At 53.2% G+C, this 16,730-nt stretch carries 15 protein-coding genes; 5 read left to right on the top strand and 10 right to left on the bottom strand.

The genetic code is table 11. The features are described 5' to 3' along the window. Positions 1–26: 26 nt before the first annotated feature. The 3 genes from dnaG to rpsU all read right to left on the bottom strand — a co-directional run bounded on the left by dnaG (position 27) and on the right by rpsU (position 2,544). Complete coding sequence (gene dnaG / locus BZG20_RS08030) at positions 27–1,778, bottom strand: DNA primase (protein ID WP_077578660.1); 1,752 nt, start codon at positions 1,776–1,778, stop codon at positions 27–29. Between the two features lie 82 nt (positions 1,779–1,860). Beyond that, positions 1,861–2,304 (bottom strand): GatB/YqeY domain-containing protein, encoded by a 444-nt coding sequence (locus BZG20_RS08025; protein WP_077578659.1) that lies wholly within the window; start codon positions 2,302–2,304, stop codon positions 1,861–1,863. A 24-nt stretch (positions 2,305–2,328) separates the two neighbouring features. After that, positions 2,329–2,544, bottom strand: a complete 216-nt coding sequence (gene rpsU / locus BZG20_RS08020) for a 30S ribosomal protein S21 (protein ID WP_046073901.1) — start codon at positions 2,542–2,544, stop codon at positions 2,329–2,331. 253 nt (positions 2,545–2,797) lie between these two features. On the opposite strand from rpsU, the gene tsaD reads away from it, so the two are divergent. Next, positions 2,798–3,823, top strand: a complete 1,026-nt coding sequence (tsaD, locus tag BZG20_RS08015) for a tRNA (adenosine(37)-N6)-threonylcarbamoyltransferase complex transferase subunit TsaD (protein WP_046073900.1) — start codon at positions 2,798–2,800, stop codon at positions 3,821–3,823. Positions 3,824–3,911: 88 nt separating this feature from the next. Here the strand turns inward: tsaD and plsY are convergent, their stop codons facing one another. After that, positions 3,912–4,511, bottom strand: a complete 600-nt coding sequence (gene plsY / locus BZG20_RS08010; RefSeq protein ID WP_046073899.1) for a glycerol-3-phosphate 1-O-acyltransferase PlsY — start codon at positions 4,509–4,511, stop codon at positions 3,912–3,914. Between the two features lie 170 nt (positions 4,512–4,681). Here plsY and folB point away from each other — a divergent pair, with 170 nt between their 5' ends. The 3 genes from folB to BZG20_RS07995 are packed head-to-tail and all read left to right on the top strand — an operon-like array spanning position 4,682 to position 6,332. Continuing rightward, entirely contained in the window at positions 4,682–5,035 is a 354-nt protein-coding gene (gene folB / locus BZG20_RS08005; RefSeq protein ID WP_046073898.1) for a dihydroneopterin aldolase, read from the top strand. After that, positions 5,032–5,529 (top strand): 2-amino-4-hydroxy-6-hydroxymethyldihydropteridine diphosphokinase, encoded by a 498-nt coding sequence (gene folK / locus BZG20_RS08000; protein ID WP_077578658.1) that lies wholly within the window; start codon positions 5,032–5,034, stop codon positions 5,527–5,529. Before folB ends, folK begins: the two co-directional genes overlap by 4 nt. 5 nt (positions 5,530–5,534) lie before the next feature. Next, positions 5,535–6,332 (top strand): undecaprenyl-diphosphate phosphatase, encoded by a 798-nt coding sequence (locus tag BZG20_RS07995; RefSeq protein WP_077578657.1) that lies wholly within the window; start codon positions 5,535–5,537, stop codon positions 6,330–6,332. Between the two features lie 65 nt (positions 6,333–6,397). Here BZG20_RS07995 and pmbA read toward each other — a convergent pair whose 3' ends face one another. Further along, complete coding sequence (gene pmbA, locus BZG20_RS07990; protein WP_046073895.1) at positions 6,398–7,738, bottom strand: metalloprotease PmbA; 1,341 nt, start codon at positions 7,736–7,738, stop codon at positions 6,398–6,400. A 128-nt stretch (positions 7,739–7,866) separates the two neighbouring features. Here pmbA and yjgA point away from each other — a divergent pair, with 128 nt between their 5' ends. After that, positions 7,867–8,394: a ribosome biogenesis factor YjgA gene (yjgA, locus tag BZG20_RS07985; protein ID WP_046073894.1), complete on the top strand. Its 528-nt coding sequence runs from the start codon at positions 7,867–7,869 to the stop codon at positions 8,392–8,394. Positions 8,395–8,429: 35 nt separating this feature from the next. Here yjgA and tldD read toward each other — a convergent pair whose 3' ends face one another. The 5 genes from tldD to BZG20_RS07960 all read right to left on the bottom strand — a co-directional run bounded on the left by tldD (position 8,430) and on the right by BZG20_RS07960 (position 16,710). After that, a complete protein-coding gene (gene tldD, locus BZG20_RS07980) occupies positions 8,430–9,878 on the bottom strand; it encodes a metalloprotease TldD (RefSeq protein WP_077578656.1) in 1,449 nt (482 codons plus the stop codon). Positions 9,879–9,944: 66 nt separating this feature from the next. Next, the gene (locus BZG20_RS07975) at positions 9,945–10,763 is read right to left on the bottom strand and encodes a carbon-nitrogen hydrolase family protein (protein ID WP_077578655.1); all 819 of its coding nucleotides are present in this window, start codon (positions 10,761–10,763) and stop codon (positions 9,945–9,947) included. A gap of 2 nt (positions 10,764–10,765) precedes the next feature. Beyond that, entirely contained in the window at positions 10,766–14,602 is a 3,837-nt protein-coding gene (locus BZG20_RS07970) for a YhdP family protein (protein ID WP_158010028.1), read from the bottom strand. A gap of 24 nt (positions 14,603–14,626) precedes the next feature. Then, positions 14,627–16,096 carry a ribonuclease G gene (gene rng / locus BZG20_RS07965; RefSeq protein WP_077578653.1) on the bottom strand — a complete coding sequence of 490 codons (1,470 nt, stop codon included), beginning with the start codon at positions 16,094–16,096 and terminating at the stop codon, positions 14,627–14,629. Between the two features lie 47 nt (positions 16,097–16,143). Then, positions 16,144–16,710: a Maf family protein gene (locus BZG20_RS07960; RefSeq protein WP_077578652.1), complete on the bottom strand. Its 567-nt coding sequence runs from the start codon at positions 16,708–16,710 to the stop codon at positions 16,144–16,146. Between the last annotated feature and the right edge of the window lie 20 nt (positions 16,711–16,730).

Here is a 16,730-nt window from a genome sequence, read left to right as displayed (position 1 = left end):
CAAATGTCACCTTTGCTGGCTACTTTCTAAACGGACTGGCTCTGTATCAGTAGCATCAGTTCCCGCTTCTCTTCGACTGATAAGCCGACGGTATTTGACTTCGCTTGCAACTTGGCTATTTGTTGTTCGACACACTGGGCGAGTATTTTATCCAGTGAATCGCAAAAAAGTTCTGACGCATTTTCATCGTCAACATGTAGATCCCAGCCAGCCAAGCGGGCTAGCAAGGGCTCTTGTTTGGTTCCCCGCCAGCGCTCAAGCAACTGACCGGTAGTGATATGGGGGCGCTGTCGACAAATCTCAAGGATGGGGTTTAACAACGCTAACCCAGGTAAATCAATGGTGTCGGCCGATGGTAACGGCGGCACTTCTTGGCCGAGTTTAGGGTACTGCACTAATAGCGCAATCACCTCACGCATCGGCGTGCGTTTAATATCCTGCTGACCATGGACTTTTACCGGCTGGCCCTGACGACGAATCAGGGTATCGAGCTGATGGTCATCCATGATACCCAGTTTCTGTCCTAGGGTATTACGCAAGTAAAGACGTAAGGTATCACCCGGCACCTTTTCAATCAGCGGCACCGCCAAATTCGCCAGCTTGGCTTTGCCCTCTTGGCTACTGGTGTCCACCTGCTTGAGCAACGTATTAAACATAAAGGTCGATAAGCTTTGTGCCTCACCTAAACGTTGCTCAAACCCCTCTTTGCCTTCTTGGCGAATCATGGAGTCAGGGTCGTCACCATCCGGCAAAAACATAAATTTTAATTGGCGACCATCATGAATATAAGGCAACGCTTGCTCCATCGCCCGCCAAGCGGCATCGCGCCCGGCTCTATCGCCGTCGTAGCAACACAGTATAGTACCGGTTTGCCGGAAAAGGGTTTGAATATGTTCTCCCGTGGTCGAGGTGCCCAAGGAGGCGACCGCATAATCCACGCCGAATTGCGCCAATGCGACCACGTCCATGTACCCTTCTACCACGAGTATACGCTCTGGATGGCGATAGCGTTGCATCACCTCATACAAGCCATATAGCTCACGGCCTTTATGGAAAATCGGCGTTTCTGGCGAGTTGAGGTATTTAGGGGTGCCATCGCCTAATACACGCCCACCAAAACCGATCACTCGCCCGCGGCGGTCACGGATCGGGAACATCACGCGGCCACGGAATCTGTCGTAGCTATGGCCGTTATCGTTCTCAATCAACATGCCTGCGGTAAGCAACTGGCGAATATCGGCTTGATTGCGACCAAAGCGGCGCTTAATGGTGTCCCATTTATCAGGGACAAAACCGATACCAAACTGTTTAACCACTTCGCCGGATAGACCACGCTGTTTGAGGTAATCAATGGCCACTTGCCCTGCATCAGTGCGTAACTCCCCACTGTAGGTTCGGGCAATGGCTTCCATCATCTCGTAGATCTGACGCTTGTCATCACTGGGCATACTCGGACGCGTGTTACCGCCTCCTGTTTGCTCACGAGGTACCTCTAAGCCTAACGTGCTGGCGAGCTCTTCGATGGCATCAGGAAATTCGAGTCGTTCAAACTCCATCACAAAGTCGATGGCATTGCCGTGCACACCACATCCGAAGCAGTGATAAAACTGCTTGTCTTGGCTTACACTGAATGAAGGCGTCTTTTCGTTATGGAAAGGGCAACAGGCACTGTAGTTTTTGCCTTTTTTCTTGAGCTTGACCCGTGCATCAATGATCTCAACGATGTCGAGACGTGAAAGCAAGTCATCAATGAATGCGCGCGGGATTCTGCCTGCCATAACCTGAAATTTATAGGGAGAGAAGCAAACAAGCCGCGCCGTCCAAATAGGAAAGCACGGCTTGTTATAGAGTGGGAAAAGGCTAGCCTAGGTGTGCTTTAACACGCTGGCTTACTTTTCCCATATCAGCACGGCCTTGAACTTGGGGTTTTAATACCCCCATCACTTTGCCCATGTCTTGCATTGACGATGCACCGGATTGTTCAACCGCTGCTTTCACCAATGCATCGACCTCGTCATCGCTTAGAGGTTGGGGTAGAAATTCTTCTATCACCGCAATCTCAGCGAGCTCTGTCTCGGCAAGATCATCACGACCGGCTGCTTGGTACTGGGCTACGGAATCACGGCGCTGCTTAACATTTTTGGTCAGCACAGCCAGGATCTCGTCGTCGCTCAGCGACTGACGGGTATCCACCTCTTGCTGCTTAATGGCTGCCATAACAAGGCGAAGCGTCCCTAGACGTGCCTTGTCTTTTTGTTTCATCGCCGTTTTCTGGGCGTCTTTTAGACGTTCAAGCAATTCCATAGCACCTTCCTGAATCTGTCTTTATTAGTACAGACGTACGCGGCGTTGGTTTTCGCGTGCCAACTTCTTCAGGTGACGCTTCTGAGCGGCAGCTTTAGCGCGTTTGCGAACGGTAGTTGGCTTTTCATAGTTCTCACGACGGCGAACTTCAGAAAGAATACCGGCTTTTTCACAAGAGCGCTTAAAGCGACGCAGTGCTACGTCAAATGGTTCGTTTTCACGTACTTTAACTACTGGCATGTGCCTTTCACCTCGGGGGTTGTCAGTTACTGCTGGCGAACAATTGGCCAGCCTTGATTAAAAATGGTGCGAAATTCTAATCCGAAGAAGGGGTGAATGTAAAGCGCATCTGGCGAATTACTTCTAAGCCATGTAAGATTGCGCGCACGGTCAGTCTGTTCTGACCCTCTCTTCTCCACTTCGATTGTCACATTATATCATGTGGGCAATGATCTTAAATACACAATCTATCGGCTGTTAACCTGAGGTTATGATGCGCATTTTAGGCATAGAGACATCTTGTGACGAAACCGGCATTGCGATCTACGACGATCACGCAGGTCTCTTGTCACACCAACTTTACAGTCAGGTAAAACTGCATGCCGATTATGGCGGCGTGGTACCCGAGCTGGCCTCGCGCGATCATGTTAAAAAAACCTTGCCACTGATTAAAGCGGCCATGGCAGAAGCCAACCTCACCCCCGCCCAGATTGACGGTATTGCCTATACCGCCGGTCCAGGATTGGTCGGTGCCTTACTGGTTGGCTCCACCATTGGCCGAAGCCTCGCCTATGCCTGGCAAGTCCCCGCGGTGGGCGTTCACCATATGGAAGGTCACCTTCTCGCCCCGATGCTAGAAGACAACCCGCCGCCGTTCCCGTTTATTGCCTTGTTGGTCTCTGGCGGACACACACAATTGGTCGAAGTGAAAGGGATTGGTCAGTATCGCATTCTTGGCGAGTCAATTGACGACGCTGCCGGTGAGGCGTTTGACAAAACCGCCAAGCTGATGGGCCTTGACTATCCAGGAGGGCCCTTGCTGTCGAAACTGGCAGAAAACGGCACCCACGGCCGTTTTACCTTTCCACGCCCGATGACCGACCGTCCCGGTTTAGACTTTAGCTTCTCAGGGTTAAAAACCTTTGCCGCCAATACCATTGCCGCCAATGAGACGGATGCGCAAACCCGTGCTGATATTGCCTATGCATTTCAGGATGCCGTGGTCGATACCCTGGCTATCAAGTGTAAGCGTGCGCTAGACCAGTGCGGACTAAATCGCTTAGTGGTCGCGGGCGGCGTGAGTGCCAACCGTCATTTGCGGGAAAAGCTCGAAGCGCTGACGCAAAAACGGGGGGGCGATGTGTTCTATCCTCGCCCTGAGTTTTGTACCGATAATGGCGCGATGATCGCCTATGCGGGCATGCAGCGGCTTAAAAACGGCGAGCATATGGGGCTGGGTGTGAAAGCGCAGCCACGTTGGCCACTTGACACGCTTGCCGCGGTCGACAACGACGCCTAACATTGGTCAAACTAGGTAGACAAAAGGCAGCCTTACGCTGCCTTTTTGCTACTAACGCACCAGCGTATAACCTGCCTCTTCCCTGTCGCTAACGTCGCCACCAACCAAGAAGCACGGGTTTTTCGTCACCATCCAACAAGCGCCGGATATTGTCGTAGTGACGAAACAAAATCAAACACGAAAGCATGGCGACGGGCATGGTAAATTGCGGCTTAATCCACCAGGTAAATAGGGGAGCGACGATCGCTGTTACAATCGCACTCAGTGAGGAGTAGCCCGTCAACACAAGCACCAGTCCCCAGGTCGCCACCAGCAAGCCGGTTAGACTCAAACCAATCGGCGCCATCGCGCCCAGTGCGGTCGCCACCCCTTTACCGCCACGGAAATGGAAAAAGACCGGATAAATATGTCCAAGACAGGCAGCAATCGCAATCAGGCCCAGCAGGAATGGGTTAATGCCAATCAGGTAGCTTAGCCAAACGGGGATCATCCCTTTTAGCATGTCACACAGCAGCACCCATGCCGCGGCAAAACGCCCACCAAGGCGATAAACGTTAGTCGCACCTGGGTTTTTCGACCCTTGATCTCTTGGGTCTGGCAGGCCAAACGCTCGACAGACCAACACGGCACTGGACACAGAGCCAAGTAAGTAGGCAGCGATGATGATGGCAATGGCCAGTGCAGTCATGTGAAATCCCTAGAGTTTGTGCCGCATTCGTTGCTATAGTGCGCCGACGTTCATCGATAAACCTATCATGGATCGGAACGCATTGCGTATCCATCTGTCAATGAACACATCCAATAATACGAACTTTCTTACCACAGTGGTATCCGACCTGTCACGGAGTGTGAAAAAACATGGATTCCGTATTCATAGAGCAACTCGACGTGTACACCACTATCGGTGTCTACGATTGGGAACAAACCATCCAGCAAAAGTTGGTGTTGGATATTGAAATGGCGCACGATAATCAACCCGCCGCCCAACAGGATGACGTGGCGCTGGCGCTTGATTATGCCAGTATCAGTGAGGCGGTCATCGCCCATGTACAAGCCAGCCGCTGTGCGTTGATCGAACGTGTCGCGGAAGAGGTCGCTCACTTAATCCAAACCCAGTTTGGCGTCCGCTGGATTAAAGTGCGGGTAGCCAAGCCAGGCGCAGTCGCGCAGGCCAACAACGTGGGTGTAGTCATAGAGCGAGGCACACGGTGACACAAGCATTACTTAGTATTGGCTCTAACATTGAGCGCGATCGTCATATCGAACAGGCCGTTCATGCCTTACGTCAACTCGACCCTCACTGTCGCTTTTCACGCATTTTTGAAGCCGAACCGGTAGGATTCGACGGCCCCAATTTTTATAACCTCATTGCCGAGCTTCACACCTCGCTTTCGTTGCAGGACTTTTGGCAAGCCGTTCGTGACGTTGAATCGCAACAAGGCCGCGAGCGCAACGACCCCAAATGCCGCGATCGCACCATAGACATCGACTTACTCACGTTTGGCGAGCATTGCCAGGCAAAAGGGCCCATGTTACCTCGAGACGATATCTATAAGTTTGCCTTCACGCTCCGTCCGCTCGCCGAGCTCTGCCCTAACCAAGCTATTCCTGGCGATGGCCGTACCTTCGCCCAGCTTTGGCAGACCTTTGACCAAGACCAACCACTATGGCCGATTGAGACGCCAACGTATTTGAAGGATATTTAAGCACCATGAGCCTCTTTGAAGCCTTTTTTCTGGCCTTGATTCAAGGGTTAACCGAGTTTCTTCCTATTTCCAGCTCCGCACACCTTATTCTGCCTTCACAGCTTTTTGGCTGGGCCGATCAGGGGCTCGCCTTTGATGTTGCCGTACACGTCGGCACACTGGCCGCAGTGGTGGGGTATTTTCGCCGTGAAGTGTGGCGTCTGCTTAAGGCCTTTTTTGCCTCACTCAAAGGGGAGCACAGCTCGGATAGTCAATTGGCATGGATGATCGTGTTAGCCACGATCCCGGCGTGTGTGGCCGGTTTGTTCTTAAAAGACGTGATCGAGCTTTACCTGCGAGCAGCCTGGGTGATCGCGGCAACCACACTGATTTTTGGTGGTTTATTGTGGTGGGCGGATCGCAAAGCGACCCAAACATGCGATGAATATCAAACCACGCCCTACCGCGCGGTACTGATAGGCGTTGCGCAAGCCCTTGCCCTCATTCCTGGCACCTCGCGCTCGGGGGCGACCATTACCGCAGCCTTAATGCTCGGTTATACACGCGAAGCCGCGGCACGTTTTTCATTTTTGATGTCGATTCCTATCATCACACTCGCCGGCTCCTATCTAGGCCTACAGCTTGCGACCAGCCCAGAGCCGGTGGCGATGGACGCGATTGGGGTTGGGTTATTGGTATCGTTTGTCAGTGCTTATGCGTGTATTCACGCCTTTTTAAAGCTGGTGACACGGGTGGGCATGTTACCCTTCGTGATCTATCGCTTGGTATTGGGTGTGCTATTGCTGGCGTTTATCGCCGGATAAAAAAACACCAAGCACGATATACGTGCTTGGTGATCTCACACTGAGGGGGATTAGCGGCCTAAGCGTTATTCCCCCGCGACTTTCATTGCATCAATGATCACTGAGCCAGTTTGAATTTGGCTGCGCGTTTCGATATCGGTGCCAATCGCGACAATGTTAGCGAACATCTCGTTAAGATTACCGGCAATGGTGATCCCACTCACCGGGTATTGGATCTCACCGTTTTCCACCCAAAAGCCTGCCGCGCCCCGTGAGTAATCCCCAGTCACTGGGTTCACCCCTTGTCCCATCAACTCAGTCACCAATAATCCCGTACCTAAGGTTTTTAGCATGGCATCGGCATCTTGGCCGGTGTGGCTAACGTACCAGTTGTGAATACCGCCTGCATGGCCGGTTGGTTCCATGCCCAGCTTACGCGCAGCATAACTGGTGGCGAGATACGTGTTTAGTACACCCTTTTCAATGATACGCCTGTCTTGCGTGATCACCCCTTCGCTATCAAAAGGCGCACTGGCGGAGCCTTTTCGTACATGAGGCAGCTCATTGATGGTGAGCCAATCTGGGAAGATCTGCTCGCCTTTCTTATCGAGCAAGAAAGAGGACTTGCGGTAAAGTGCTGAACCGCTGATGGCCATCACCAAATGGCCAAACAGCCCGGTCGCCACACTGCGATCGAACATCACTGGCACTTGGCATGTGGAGACACTGCGTGGATTTAAGCGCGCCACGGCGTGTTTGGCCGCTTCGACTCCCACAAATGTTGGTGTCCATAAGTCCGCTTTGTCACGCGCCACGGTGTAGCTCATGTCACGCTCCATCCCTGCATCACTTTCCGCAATCACTGAGCAGCTTAACGCTTGGCGGCTCGAGGGATAGCTGCCCAGCATGCCATGGCTGTTGCCATACACTCGCACACCATAATGACTGTCATAGCTGGCACCATCACTGAATTTGATGCGGCTGTCGTGATTGAGCGCCGCTTGCTCGGCTTCAATCGCCAAGGCGGCGGCGGTATCAGGCTCGGGCTCATCGGGATAGAACAAATCGAGATCAGGATAGTCAAACGCCATTAACGCTTTAGGCGCAGGGCCGCCAAAGGGGTCAGGCGAAGTATAGCTTGCAATTTCAAGCGCCGCTTCAACGGTTTTCGCAATCGCTTTTTCTGACAAATCAGTCGTGGATGCGCTGCCTTTGCGCTGCTCACAATATACGGTGATCCCAAGGGCACCGTCTTGATTAAACTCCACGTTTTCGACTTCGCCCATCCGCGAGCTGACGCTGATGCCGGTACTTTTGGTAATCGCCACTTCCGCCTGGTCACTTTTGGCCGATGCCATGTCGAGCGCACGGCTGACAGCTTGACGAAGTTGCTGCTCTTGCTCGGCGACTTGTTGTTTCACACTCATAGTTGACCTTTTTGATTCGCATTCAAGTTCGACACACTCAGCGCCACGCGCCTATGATAAAAAAGCCCGCGTTTGGGCGCATTTCTTGTTAACATACGTGTCATTGCACATTCTCACTGAGGTTGAACATGGGCCGTAAAAATAAACCCGCTCCCTGGGAGGAAGAGGAAGAGATCATCTGGGTCAGCAAGTCCGAGATGAAACGCGATATGCTTGCCTTGCAAGAACTTGGCGAAGCACTGGTCAAACTCAAACCAGCCGTGTTAGAAAAATTCCCGCTCGACGATGACTTGCTCAGCGCGATTACCGACGCACAACGTTTGAAAAACGAAGCGCGCCGTCGCCAACTGCAATATGTTGGCAAGCTTATGCGCTCTCGCGACCCTGAACCGATTCAGGCTGCGCTTGATAAGTTGCAAAACAAGCATGCTCAGCAAACGGTCGAGCTTCACAAGCTTGAGCAGCTCCGTGACCGCATCATTGACCAAGGCGACAGTGCGATTAGCGATGTGCTTTTGCAGTATCCTGATGCCGATCGTCAACGGTTACGTCAACTGGCTCGTCAGGCGAAAAAAGAGCAGCAACAAAACAAACCGCCCAAGGCGTATCGCGAAATTTTCCAGTATCTCAAAAGCTTTTACGACCAAAGCCTGTAAACTGCCACGCCAGTGCCCCGCACTGGCGTGCAGACTTAGGACTCAGTGCCTCCAACCGTCATCGCATCCAGTTTCAAGGTCGGCTGTCCAACCCCCACAGGGACGCTTTGTCCGGCTTTGCCACATACCCCCACACCTGGGTCAATGGCCAAATCATTCCCCACCATTGAGACTTGCTGCATCGCTTCGATACCGCTGCCAATTAAGGTCGCCCCTTTCACTGGGGTGGTAATTTCACCGTTTTCAATCAGGTAAGCCTCTGAGGTGGAGAACACAAACTTACCCGAGGTAATATCGACCTGACCGCCACCAAAGTTTGGCGCATATAAGCCACGCTCCACACTGGCAATCATCGACGCTGGCGAGCTCTCGCCACCCAGCATGTAGGTATTGGTCATCCGCGGCATAGGCAGGTGCGCATAAGACTCTCGTCGGCCATTGCCAGTGGGCGCAACGCCCATGAGGCTGGCATTGTGCTTATCTTGCATATAGCCTTTGAGCACACCGTTTTCGATTAACACATTGTACTGGCCCGGGACTCCTTCATCATCGATGCTCAGTGAGCCGCGGCGATCATTCATGGTGCCATCATCGACAATGGTGCACAGCGAAGAGGTTACCTGTTCGCCAAGGCTACCGGTAAACACCGAAGACTCTTTACGGTTAAAGTCCCCTTCAAGGCCATGGCCCACCGCTTCATGTAAGAGTACGCCCGGCCAACCCGCACCCAGTACCACGGGCATGGTGCCGGCCGGTGCCGCCTCGGCGCGCAAGTTGACCAGTGCTAAACGAATCGCTTCATCGGCAAATTGCAGCGCGCGTGACTTACCCGCATCCTCTTGCAAGAATACGTCATAGCCATAACGGCCACCGCCCCCCGCGCTGCCGCGTTCGCGGCGTCCATCTTGTTCAACCAACACAGAGACAGACAAGCGAACCAGTGGGCGAATATCGGCGCCATAGGTGCCATCAGTGGCGGCCACCAGCACTTGCTCATAAAGGCCATTCAAGCTGGCATTCACCTCTTTCACTCGAGGCTCTTTGGCACGGATATAGCTGTCTATTTCTTTGAGTAGGGCGATCTTTTGCTCGCGCGTTAAGCTCGCAAGCGGATCCGTCGGGCCATAATACGGTTTGGCCTGTACCGCTGAAAAAGCACTCACTTTGCCATGCCCACCTGCTGGGGCAATGCCGCGTGCGGCAGTGGCACTTTGCATCAAGGCGTCCGGGGTGAGCTGATCCGAGTAAGCAAATCCGGTTTTTTCACCGCTGATCGCTCTCACACCGACCCCGCGGTCGATATTAAATGAACCATCTTTAATGATGCTGTCTTCCAAGGCTAAAGATTCGTGCCATGTGGATTGGAAGAAAATATCGCCATAGTCAATCTGGCGACCGCTCAGGTGCGCCAACGTCGCATGCAGTTGCGACTCACTCACGCCCGCCGGGCGCAGCAAGGTTTCTTCGACCTGTTCCAGACTCATTCGTTTACTCTTGGTTGTGGCTGCCGAACCGACAGCCGAGAAAAAAGATAACGCGCCGAGGGTGCGCTATTTCAATTGGCTTTGCAACCGGGTATGAGACAGTACGGGCATCTTATGCCGAATGGATTCCCCTACGCTTAAATCAAGTTCCGCCCAAGTCACACCGGGTTCACTGCCCAACGAGGCGACCACTTGCCCCCATGGGTCAATGATCATTGAGTGCCCCCAGGTTTGGCGCCCTTTGCTGTGCTCCCCGCACTGACCGGCAGCGATCACCCAGCATTGGGTTTCTATTGCACGTGCCCGCAATAAGGTTTCCCAATGTGCTTGACCGGTTACCCGAGTAAAGGCCGCCGGCACAGTAATGATATCGGCTCCTTGCGCGCGTAAGGCTTGGTACATAGGCGCGAAGCGGACATCGTAGCAAATACTTAATCCAAGACAGCCAAACGGCGTATCCAATGTTGCGAGACGGTCACCGGCATCAAAATAGTCTGACTCACAGTAACGACCATGCGCATCAGCCACTTCCACATCAAATAGATGCAATTTGTCATAGCTGCCGCGTAAGTGCCCAGCGTTATCGAACACTAAGCTGGTACTGCTTAACATGCCGTTGTCGTTTTGAATTGGAAAGGCGCCGACCACCAGCCAAAGGTCATAATGATGGGCCAATTCGGCAAGCTGTTGCTGCAGTGGACCATGACCCAATCGCTCGGCATGGCGCTGATAATCTTGTTTACTGCCAAACACTAGGGCATTTTCTGGGGTAAGCACCAGTTTGACGCCTTGTTCACTCAAGCGATGTAAACTGGCTTGCAATGCCTTCATGTTGTGGCTGGGATCGGCGCTGGATGTCATCTGGACAACACCTGCTTTCATCATGCTCACTCCTTGGCGTTTTCTGCTTGTTGGCGTAATCGTTCCGTCGCGTCGGCCGGCAATGCGAGTGCCTCTTTATCACGCGACACTTCCCTGATATCGGGCGTCCCTATCGGGCCGCTTACTTGATAACGGACTTGGGTGAAAACGTCCACCACGGGTGAAATGGCGGTGGTGACCGCTAACACATACAGCGCTGTCTGCGGCGTCACCGCAAACGCGCTCAGTACTGGGATCCCAGAGGTAATATCCGGCGTAAACCGCACATCGGCGTTGACGCGATTGGTCACCAAATTGGCAATCCCTTTAATAACCATATCACCGGCAATCCCATCCATGCGGATATTATCCGTCACAACCACGCCATTTGTGATCACAGCCCGTCCGGTAATGTCATCAAAGGCCAAACCATCTTCAAATACGCCCGAGAAATCGAGCTGGATTTTACGTAAGATAGAATCAAGGCTGAACAGCCCCAACAGTTTACCGGCGCCCCCCACTCCGCTTAAATAGCCGTCTTTTACATCGGAGCGAATGTCACCATTAAGGCTGGCAATATCGACCTGCCAAGGCAGGCCGGCGTAATCTAACGAGGCTTGAGTCGAAAAGCTGGCGTCTTGGATCCCACCACTGATGCCAAACCGTCCCATGAGATCTGAGGTACTCTCCCCGCCTAACGCGAGGGTCAATGCGGTTTGATTGTGGCCTTGCTCGTCAATTAGCCAATGGCCGCTGATGGACGCGTGGTTTTTCCCACTCTCCAGCGTCAGAGAAGACAGGTCGACCTGAGAGGCTTTCTTATCAAGTACCGCCTCAATGCGTCCGAGCCGATACCCTTGTAACCACAGATCCTCAATCACCAAGTGTGTCGGCGGAATGGCGGCAAGCAAGGCTTTATCTTCCGGGGTCGCCCGTGTATCCACAGGTTCAAAAAGGGGGGTATCCGTCGGTTGCTCGTCGTCGGTCAACTGGCGATTGATATGCCAATGATCAATCTCAACATTCAAGCGCCCTTGTGTCGGCCACATGGCTTGCCCGCTAAGCTCACGACTGCCCATTAACACATCCCAGCCATCGGCTTTGTGTCGCGCGGCTAAAGACACATCATGAAACGCTAAAGGGTCGGCACTGACAGCATCAACCTTGGCATTAATACGCTGAGGCATGGGTAAAGCAGGGTATTGTCCGCTTCCGCTCGGCCAAGATTGACGGGCTTGCTCCCAGACGTTTTTCCAAGCCGCGAGATCGAGTTGTTCAACCTTTAGATCAAAACGATGACCACGCGTTGCCAATAGCCGGGTCCCTGGCTCTCCAATTTGCCATTGACTCGCGGTAAACTGCGGGCGCTGACCTTGGGTATCAATCCGTGCGTGATAGCTCACTTTGGGCAGGACCACGCGCCCCGTCAAGCCTTCACTGTTTCCCGTCGCCTCGATACGCGCCTGCCCTTTTTGCCAGCGTGGCTTGTTAAGCGGGGCTGGCAACGTCGACTGCAGCGGCGTGGTATCAACACCCACACCGAGCCGATAATCAAAACCGGTGTCATTTAAGGTTAAATCGAGCCCCGCCTGCCAACGTGCACCGCCCGCCAGATAGGGGTCAAGTGGCAACGAAAGCGTGTCCAGTAATGGCACTACATCCCAATCAGCGTCGAGATCTAAATCAAGCTGATACCCGGCCTCCACCGTTTCTCCGCTAAAGCCAAGACTGATCGGCTGCCCTAACCACTGCGCCTGCATCGATTGGGTAGTCAGGGTATCGTCACTAAAAGCCAGCTCGCCGGACAGGTTATCCAGTTGCATATCGGGTGCCTGAATCGATACCTGGTTGCCGGTAAAGCGAACCCTCCCCTCGGCATGAGGTTGCTCACCATTGAGCGGGATATCGAGTCCTAGGTCAGCGTTGACAAGCCCATCGACTTGCACATGGGTCAAGGCCGCTCCCACCGAATCGACCAAAGGCGTCGCCAGCATGTATTGACGGACAGCCGATCCGGTTGCCGCCAATGACGCGTTAATATCCAGGTAACTGTCCGGCTGGGTCATATCGGCAATCTCAGCCTGCACTTGGCGACTGACGGCGTCGCCCAAACGAACATGATCACCTTCAATCGCTAAGCGCGCATTTTCAAACAGTAAACGGGCGTCGAGCTCCGTCAACGTCGGCCACGCGGTATTAAAGCTAAATGCCCCGCCGCGAAGTGGCACCATGGCTTGGAAAATACCGCTGTGATCCGAGTAAGGGAAAGCGTCGAGGGCACCAAACCAAAGAATTTCACTGTCTTTGGCCCGTCCGGCTTGAATGGCGCGAGAAAGGTAATCGGTTAAGGAGTCTGGCAATGCTCGGGTGGGGAGATAGCGCCATGTCTGTCCAGCATCAGATACGTCAGCCTGCACGTATAACGCCAAAAAAGGCGCGCCTTTTGAGGGAATATCCAGACGAAATGCGCCTGAGCCTTGTACGTCTGCCCCCTTGACCACTGCCTGCTCACTCCATACTGACAAGCCTTGCTTGGTTTGCTGCCAGTTGAGGGTCAACGCACCGTGCTCAAGCGGGAGCGGTGCTTGAAAAAAGTCCCCGTACGGCAGAGGTTGTGCCCCCAGCGCCAGCTCAGCTTGGCCTTGTCGGCCTTGCCCAGAAATCGTCGCGCTCAAGCCTTTGAACGCCGGCAGGTAGCCCCAGCGCTTGGCTGAGACCGCTTCGAGCTTGGCTTGATAACGTAACGGGGCGTCGGGTGCTTTACTCAACGCTAAGGAGCGGATCTGACCTGATGGGGACAACGCGGTCGCCACACTGTGCTGTTGCGCCGATTGACTGGCAAGCCCAAGCAAAGGCCGTAAAGAGGCAATATCGACGTCGGCCGCATTGAGACGCCAGTTGTCTAATGCCCCCTGCCAAGAAAGCTGTGACATTGCCGCTTGCGTGGTCGTGCCGGTTTGTACCCATAGTCCATCCGTGTCGAGGCGCCATGTCTGTTCATCCAAGGCCTGCAACTGAATATGGCTATCTTTTATCGCCCATTGCTTCGCTTGACGCTCATCCTCTTGCCACGCTAACGCGAAATGATCAATCGACAACAGCCCATTGTCGACACGCCCCTGCTCCACCCTGACCCAGGCTTTTGCATCTAAACGCGCGGTGTTGATGGTGGCGGATGGCGTGAGCTGTTGGGTCAGCCAAGGAGCAATATCCATCGACTCACTGGCCAAATAAAAATCTCCCGTTAACGTACTCAAGCCGTCGGTTTCGCGGAAGGCAGCATTAACACGCACCTTTTCCAGTTGCGTGCCTTGCATGCCTAGTCGCCCTTGTACTTGGTGTTCACCTTGGTTATTGCGCCAAAACAAGTCACTGATCACCAGAGTCTGCGTTTCCAGCGAAGGGGTGACCAGGATCACCTTGGCATTGGGGATCGAAAATTGCCCTAACCGCGCCAAGAATAAGTCTTCTAGCCGCTCGCGTACGCCCGCTTGGGTATTTTTATCTGGTAGCTGACCGGTATCAAACACCAAGCCGTCGAGTGTGACATGGGAGAATACCGGCTGACGCCGAATGAGGGTGGCAGAGACATCCAATTGCAAACTGATTGCATGAGCGGTTAACAGCGGGGGACCGTTGTCGCTAGTGGCTAGCGCGACGTTTTCAAGTTGCAGTGACGGTGTCAGATTGCGCCACTGGCCGGCAATACCATCCAGTTGCGCACTAAAGCCAGTTTGCTCCGACACCCACTGTCTCAGCGGGGCTTGCAAGATCTCCATATTGGGCAATAGAAAGCGCAAACCGCCGATTAGCAGGGCGGTTATCACTATCAAACTGATGACGCTGACCGTTAGCCAGCGCATACCCCTTCTCACCCAGGTCATGGATTACATCATTACTACGTCAAACTGTTCTTGCGTGTATAAAGGCTCGGATTTCACTTTCACTTGCTTACCAATAAACACTTCCAACTCCGCCACAAGGTGCGAGTCTTCTTCTGCCAATGCCTCAATCACCGCAGGAGCCGCGTACACCACAAACTTATCCGCTTCATAAATGCGGTTAACGCGAGTAATTTCACGTAGCACTTCGTAGCAGACAGTTTCCACGGTTTTGACCGAACCTCGCCCATCACAGGTTGGACAGCCACCACACAGCACATGTTCAATACTTTCTCGCGTGCGTTTACGTGTCATTTCCACCAGCCCTAACTGAGTAAAACCATTGATATTGGTTTTGACCCTGTCTTGGCTCAGTGCCTGCTCGAGCGAATGCAAGACGCGGCGTCGGTGTTCATCGGTACTCATATCGATAAAGTCGATAATGATGATCCCACCCAAATTTCTCAGCCGCAATTGACGAGCGATCGCACGTGTAGCCTCAATGTTGGTATTAAAAATCGTCTCATCCAGGTTCCGCCGCCCAACAAATGCACCGGTGTTGATATCAATGGTGGTCATCGCTTCCGTCTGATCGATGATCAGGTAGCCACCCGATTTGAGCTGGACTTTGCGCTCTAACGAGCGTTGGATTTCATTTTCGGTGTCGTACATGTCAAAGATCGGCACTTGTCCGTCGTAGTACACCAATTTATCGGCCAGCTCAGGCACAAACTCTGACGTGAACTCTTGCAGCTTTTCATAGGCAATCTTGGAATCGACCCGGATCAAATCCAACTCGGTCCCGACAAAGTCACGCACAATGCGCTGAGCCAATGCCAGCTCACCGTACAACATGGATTTGGCTTGATAACGCGTGCGGCGCTCTAACACCTTATTCCACAAACGTTTTAAAAAGGCGGCATCTTGCGCCATTTCATTGTCTGTTGCCCCTTCAGCAGCGGTGCGAATAATAAAGCCACCGAGCTCGTCGCAATAGTCACTGACGATGCTTTTTAGTCGCTTACGTTCGTCTTCACTTTCAATACGTTGTGATACCCCAACATGGGCGGCACCTGGCATGAAAACCAAGTAACGCGAAGGCAAGGTAATATCGGTGGTGAGACGCGCGCCTTTGGTGCCCAGCGGATCTTTGACCACTTGCACCACAATATCTTGTCCTTGGCGAACCAGCTCGGAGATATCGCGCACTTGGAATTGTTGCTTCTCATTTTCCGAGACACACTCGGTATGGGGAACAATATCTGAGGCATGTAAAAACGCCGCTTTCTCCAAGCCAATATCGACAAAGGCTGCCTGCATACCAGGCAACACACGACTGACTTTGCCTTTGTAGATATTGCCTACAATGCCACGCTTTGCTTCACGTTCGATATGGATTTCTTGGAGGTTGCCCCCCTCAATCATCGCCACCCTCGTCTCGCTAGGGGTGACGTTTATTAGCAGTTCCGCACTCATGGTTTCCCCGAATCTCTCAAAAGTGGGGCCTAGCGACAGATATGCGCTCAGACCGAAAATTGTTTGAGCAGCTGCTCGGTTTCATACAGTGGCAAACCAACCACGGCGTGATAGCTTCCATCAATTCGAGTGACAAATTTACCGCCCAGCCCCTGAATCGCATAGGCGCCGGCCTTATCAACTGGCTCACCCGATTGCCAATAAGCCTCAATCTGCTCATCACTGAGCGTACAAAACCACACTTTGGTGGTCACCACAGTGGTGATCTGCTTCATCGCATTGGCGACAGTCACTGCCGTCATCACCTGGTGCTCTCTTCCAGAGAGTTGCTGAAGCATTCGGGTCGCCTCCGCTTTATCACGCGGCTTTTCGAGAACCTGCTCGCCGTCAACCACAATGGTATCGGCACCGAGCACCGGGGTATGGCCACCTGTTTGCCCGACCCCAGCCCGTGCCTTGTCTTGCGATAAACGTGACACATAGGCGTAAGGCGACTCGCCAGGCTGCTGTTGCTCCTCCACATCCACCACCACGCGGGCGAAATTCACCCCCATCTCAGTGAGTAGTTCGTGACGTCGAGGTGACCCCGAGGCCAGGTATAAATCACAGCTCATGATACCTCTTTACGATTAGT

The organism is Salinivibrio sp. IB868 (assembly GCF_001995655.1).
In the GTDB taxonomy this organism is placed as follows: domain Bacteria; phylum Pseudomonadota; class Gammaproteobacteria; order Enterobacterales; family Vibrionaceae; genus Salinivibrio; species Salinivibrio siamensis.
Note: the sequence above shows the minus strand (reverse complement) of the source record. Positions and strands in the feature narration are given on the sequence as shown.

Excerpts from the sequence above, each read along its gene's own strand:
- dnaG (WP_077578660.1), bottom strand. The coding sequence starts at position 1,778 with ATGGCAGGCAGAATCCCGCGCGCATTCATTGATGACTTGCTTTCACGT.
- BZG20_RS08025 (WP_077578659.1), bottom strand. The coding sequence starts at position 2,304 with ATGGAATTGCTTGAACGTCTAAAAGACGCCCAGAAAACGGCGATGAAA.
- rpsU (WP_046073901.1), bottom strand. The coding sequence starts at position 2,544 with ATGCCAGTAGTTAAAGTACGTGAAAACGAACCATTTGACGTAGCACTG.
- tsaD (WP_046073900.1), top strand. The coding sequence starts at position 2,798 with ATGCGCATTTTAGGCATAGAGACATCTTGTGACGAAACCGGCATTGCG.
- plsY (WP_046073899.1), bottom strand. The coding sequence starts at position 4,511 with ATGACTGCACTGGCCATTGCCATCATCATCGCTGCCTACTTACTTGGC.
- folB (WP_046073898.1), top strand. The coding sequence starts at position 4,682 with ATGGATTCCGTATTCATAGAGCAACTCGACGTGTACACCACTATCGGT.
- BZG20_RS07995 (WP_077578657.1), top strand. The coding sequence starts at position 5,535 with ATGAGCCTCTTTGAAGCCTTTTTTCTGGCCTTGATTCAAGGGTTAACC.
- pmbA (WP_046073895.1), bottom strand. The coding sequence starts at position 7,738 with ATGAGTGTGAAACAACAAGTCGCCGAGCAAGAGCAGCAACTTCGTCAA.
- yjgA (WP_046073894.1), top strand. The coding sequence starts at position 7,867 with ATGGGCCGTAAAAATAAACCCGCTCCCTGGGAGGAAGAGGAAGAGATC.
- tldD (WP_077578656.1), bottom strand. The coding sequence starts at position 9,878 with ATGAGTCTGGAACAGGTCGAAGAAACCTTGCTGCGCCCGGCGGGCGTG.
- BZG20_RS07975 (WP_077578655.1), bottom strand. The coding sequence starts at position 10,763 with ATGATGAAAGCAGGTGTTGTCCAGATGACATCCAGCGCCGATCCCAGC.
- BZG20_RS07970 (WP_158010028.1), bottom strand. The coding sequence starts at position 14,602 with ATGCGCTGGCTAACGGTCAGCGTCATCAGTTTGATAGTGATAACCGCC.
- rng (WP_077578653.1), bottom strand. The coding sequence starts at position 16,096 with ATGAGTGCGGAACTGCTAATAAACGTCACCCCTAGCGAGACGAGGGTG.
- BZG20_RS07960 (WP_077578652.1), bottom strand. The coding sequence starts at position 16,710 with ATGAGCTGTGATTTATACCTGGCCTCGGGGTCACCTCGACGTCACGAA.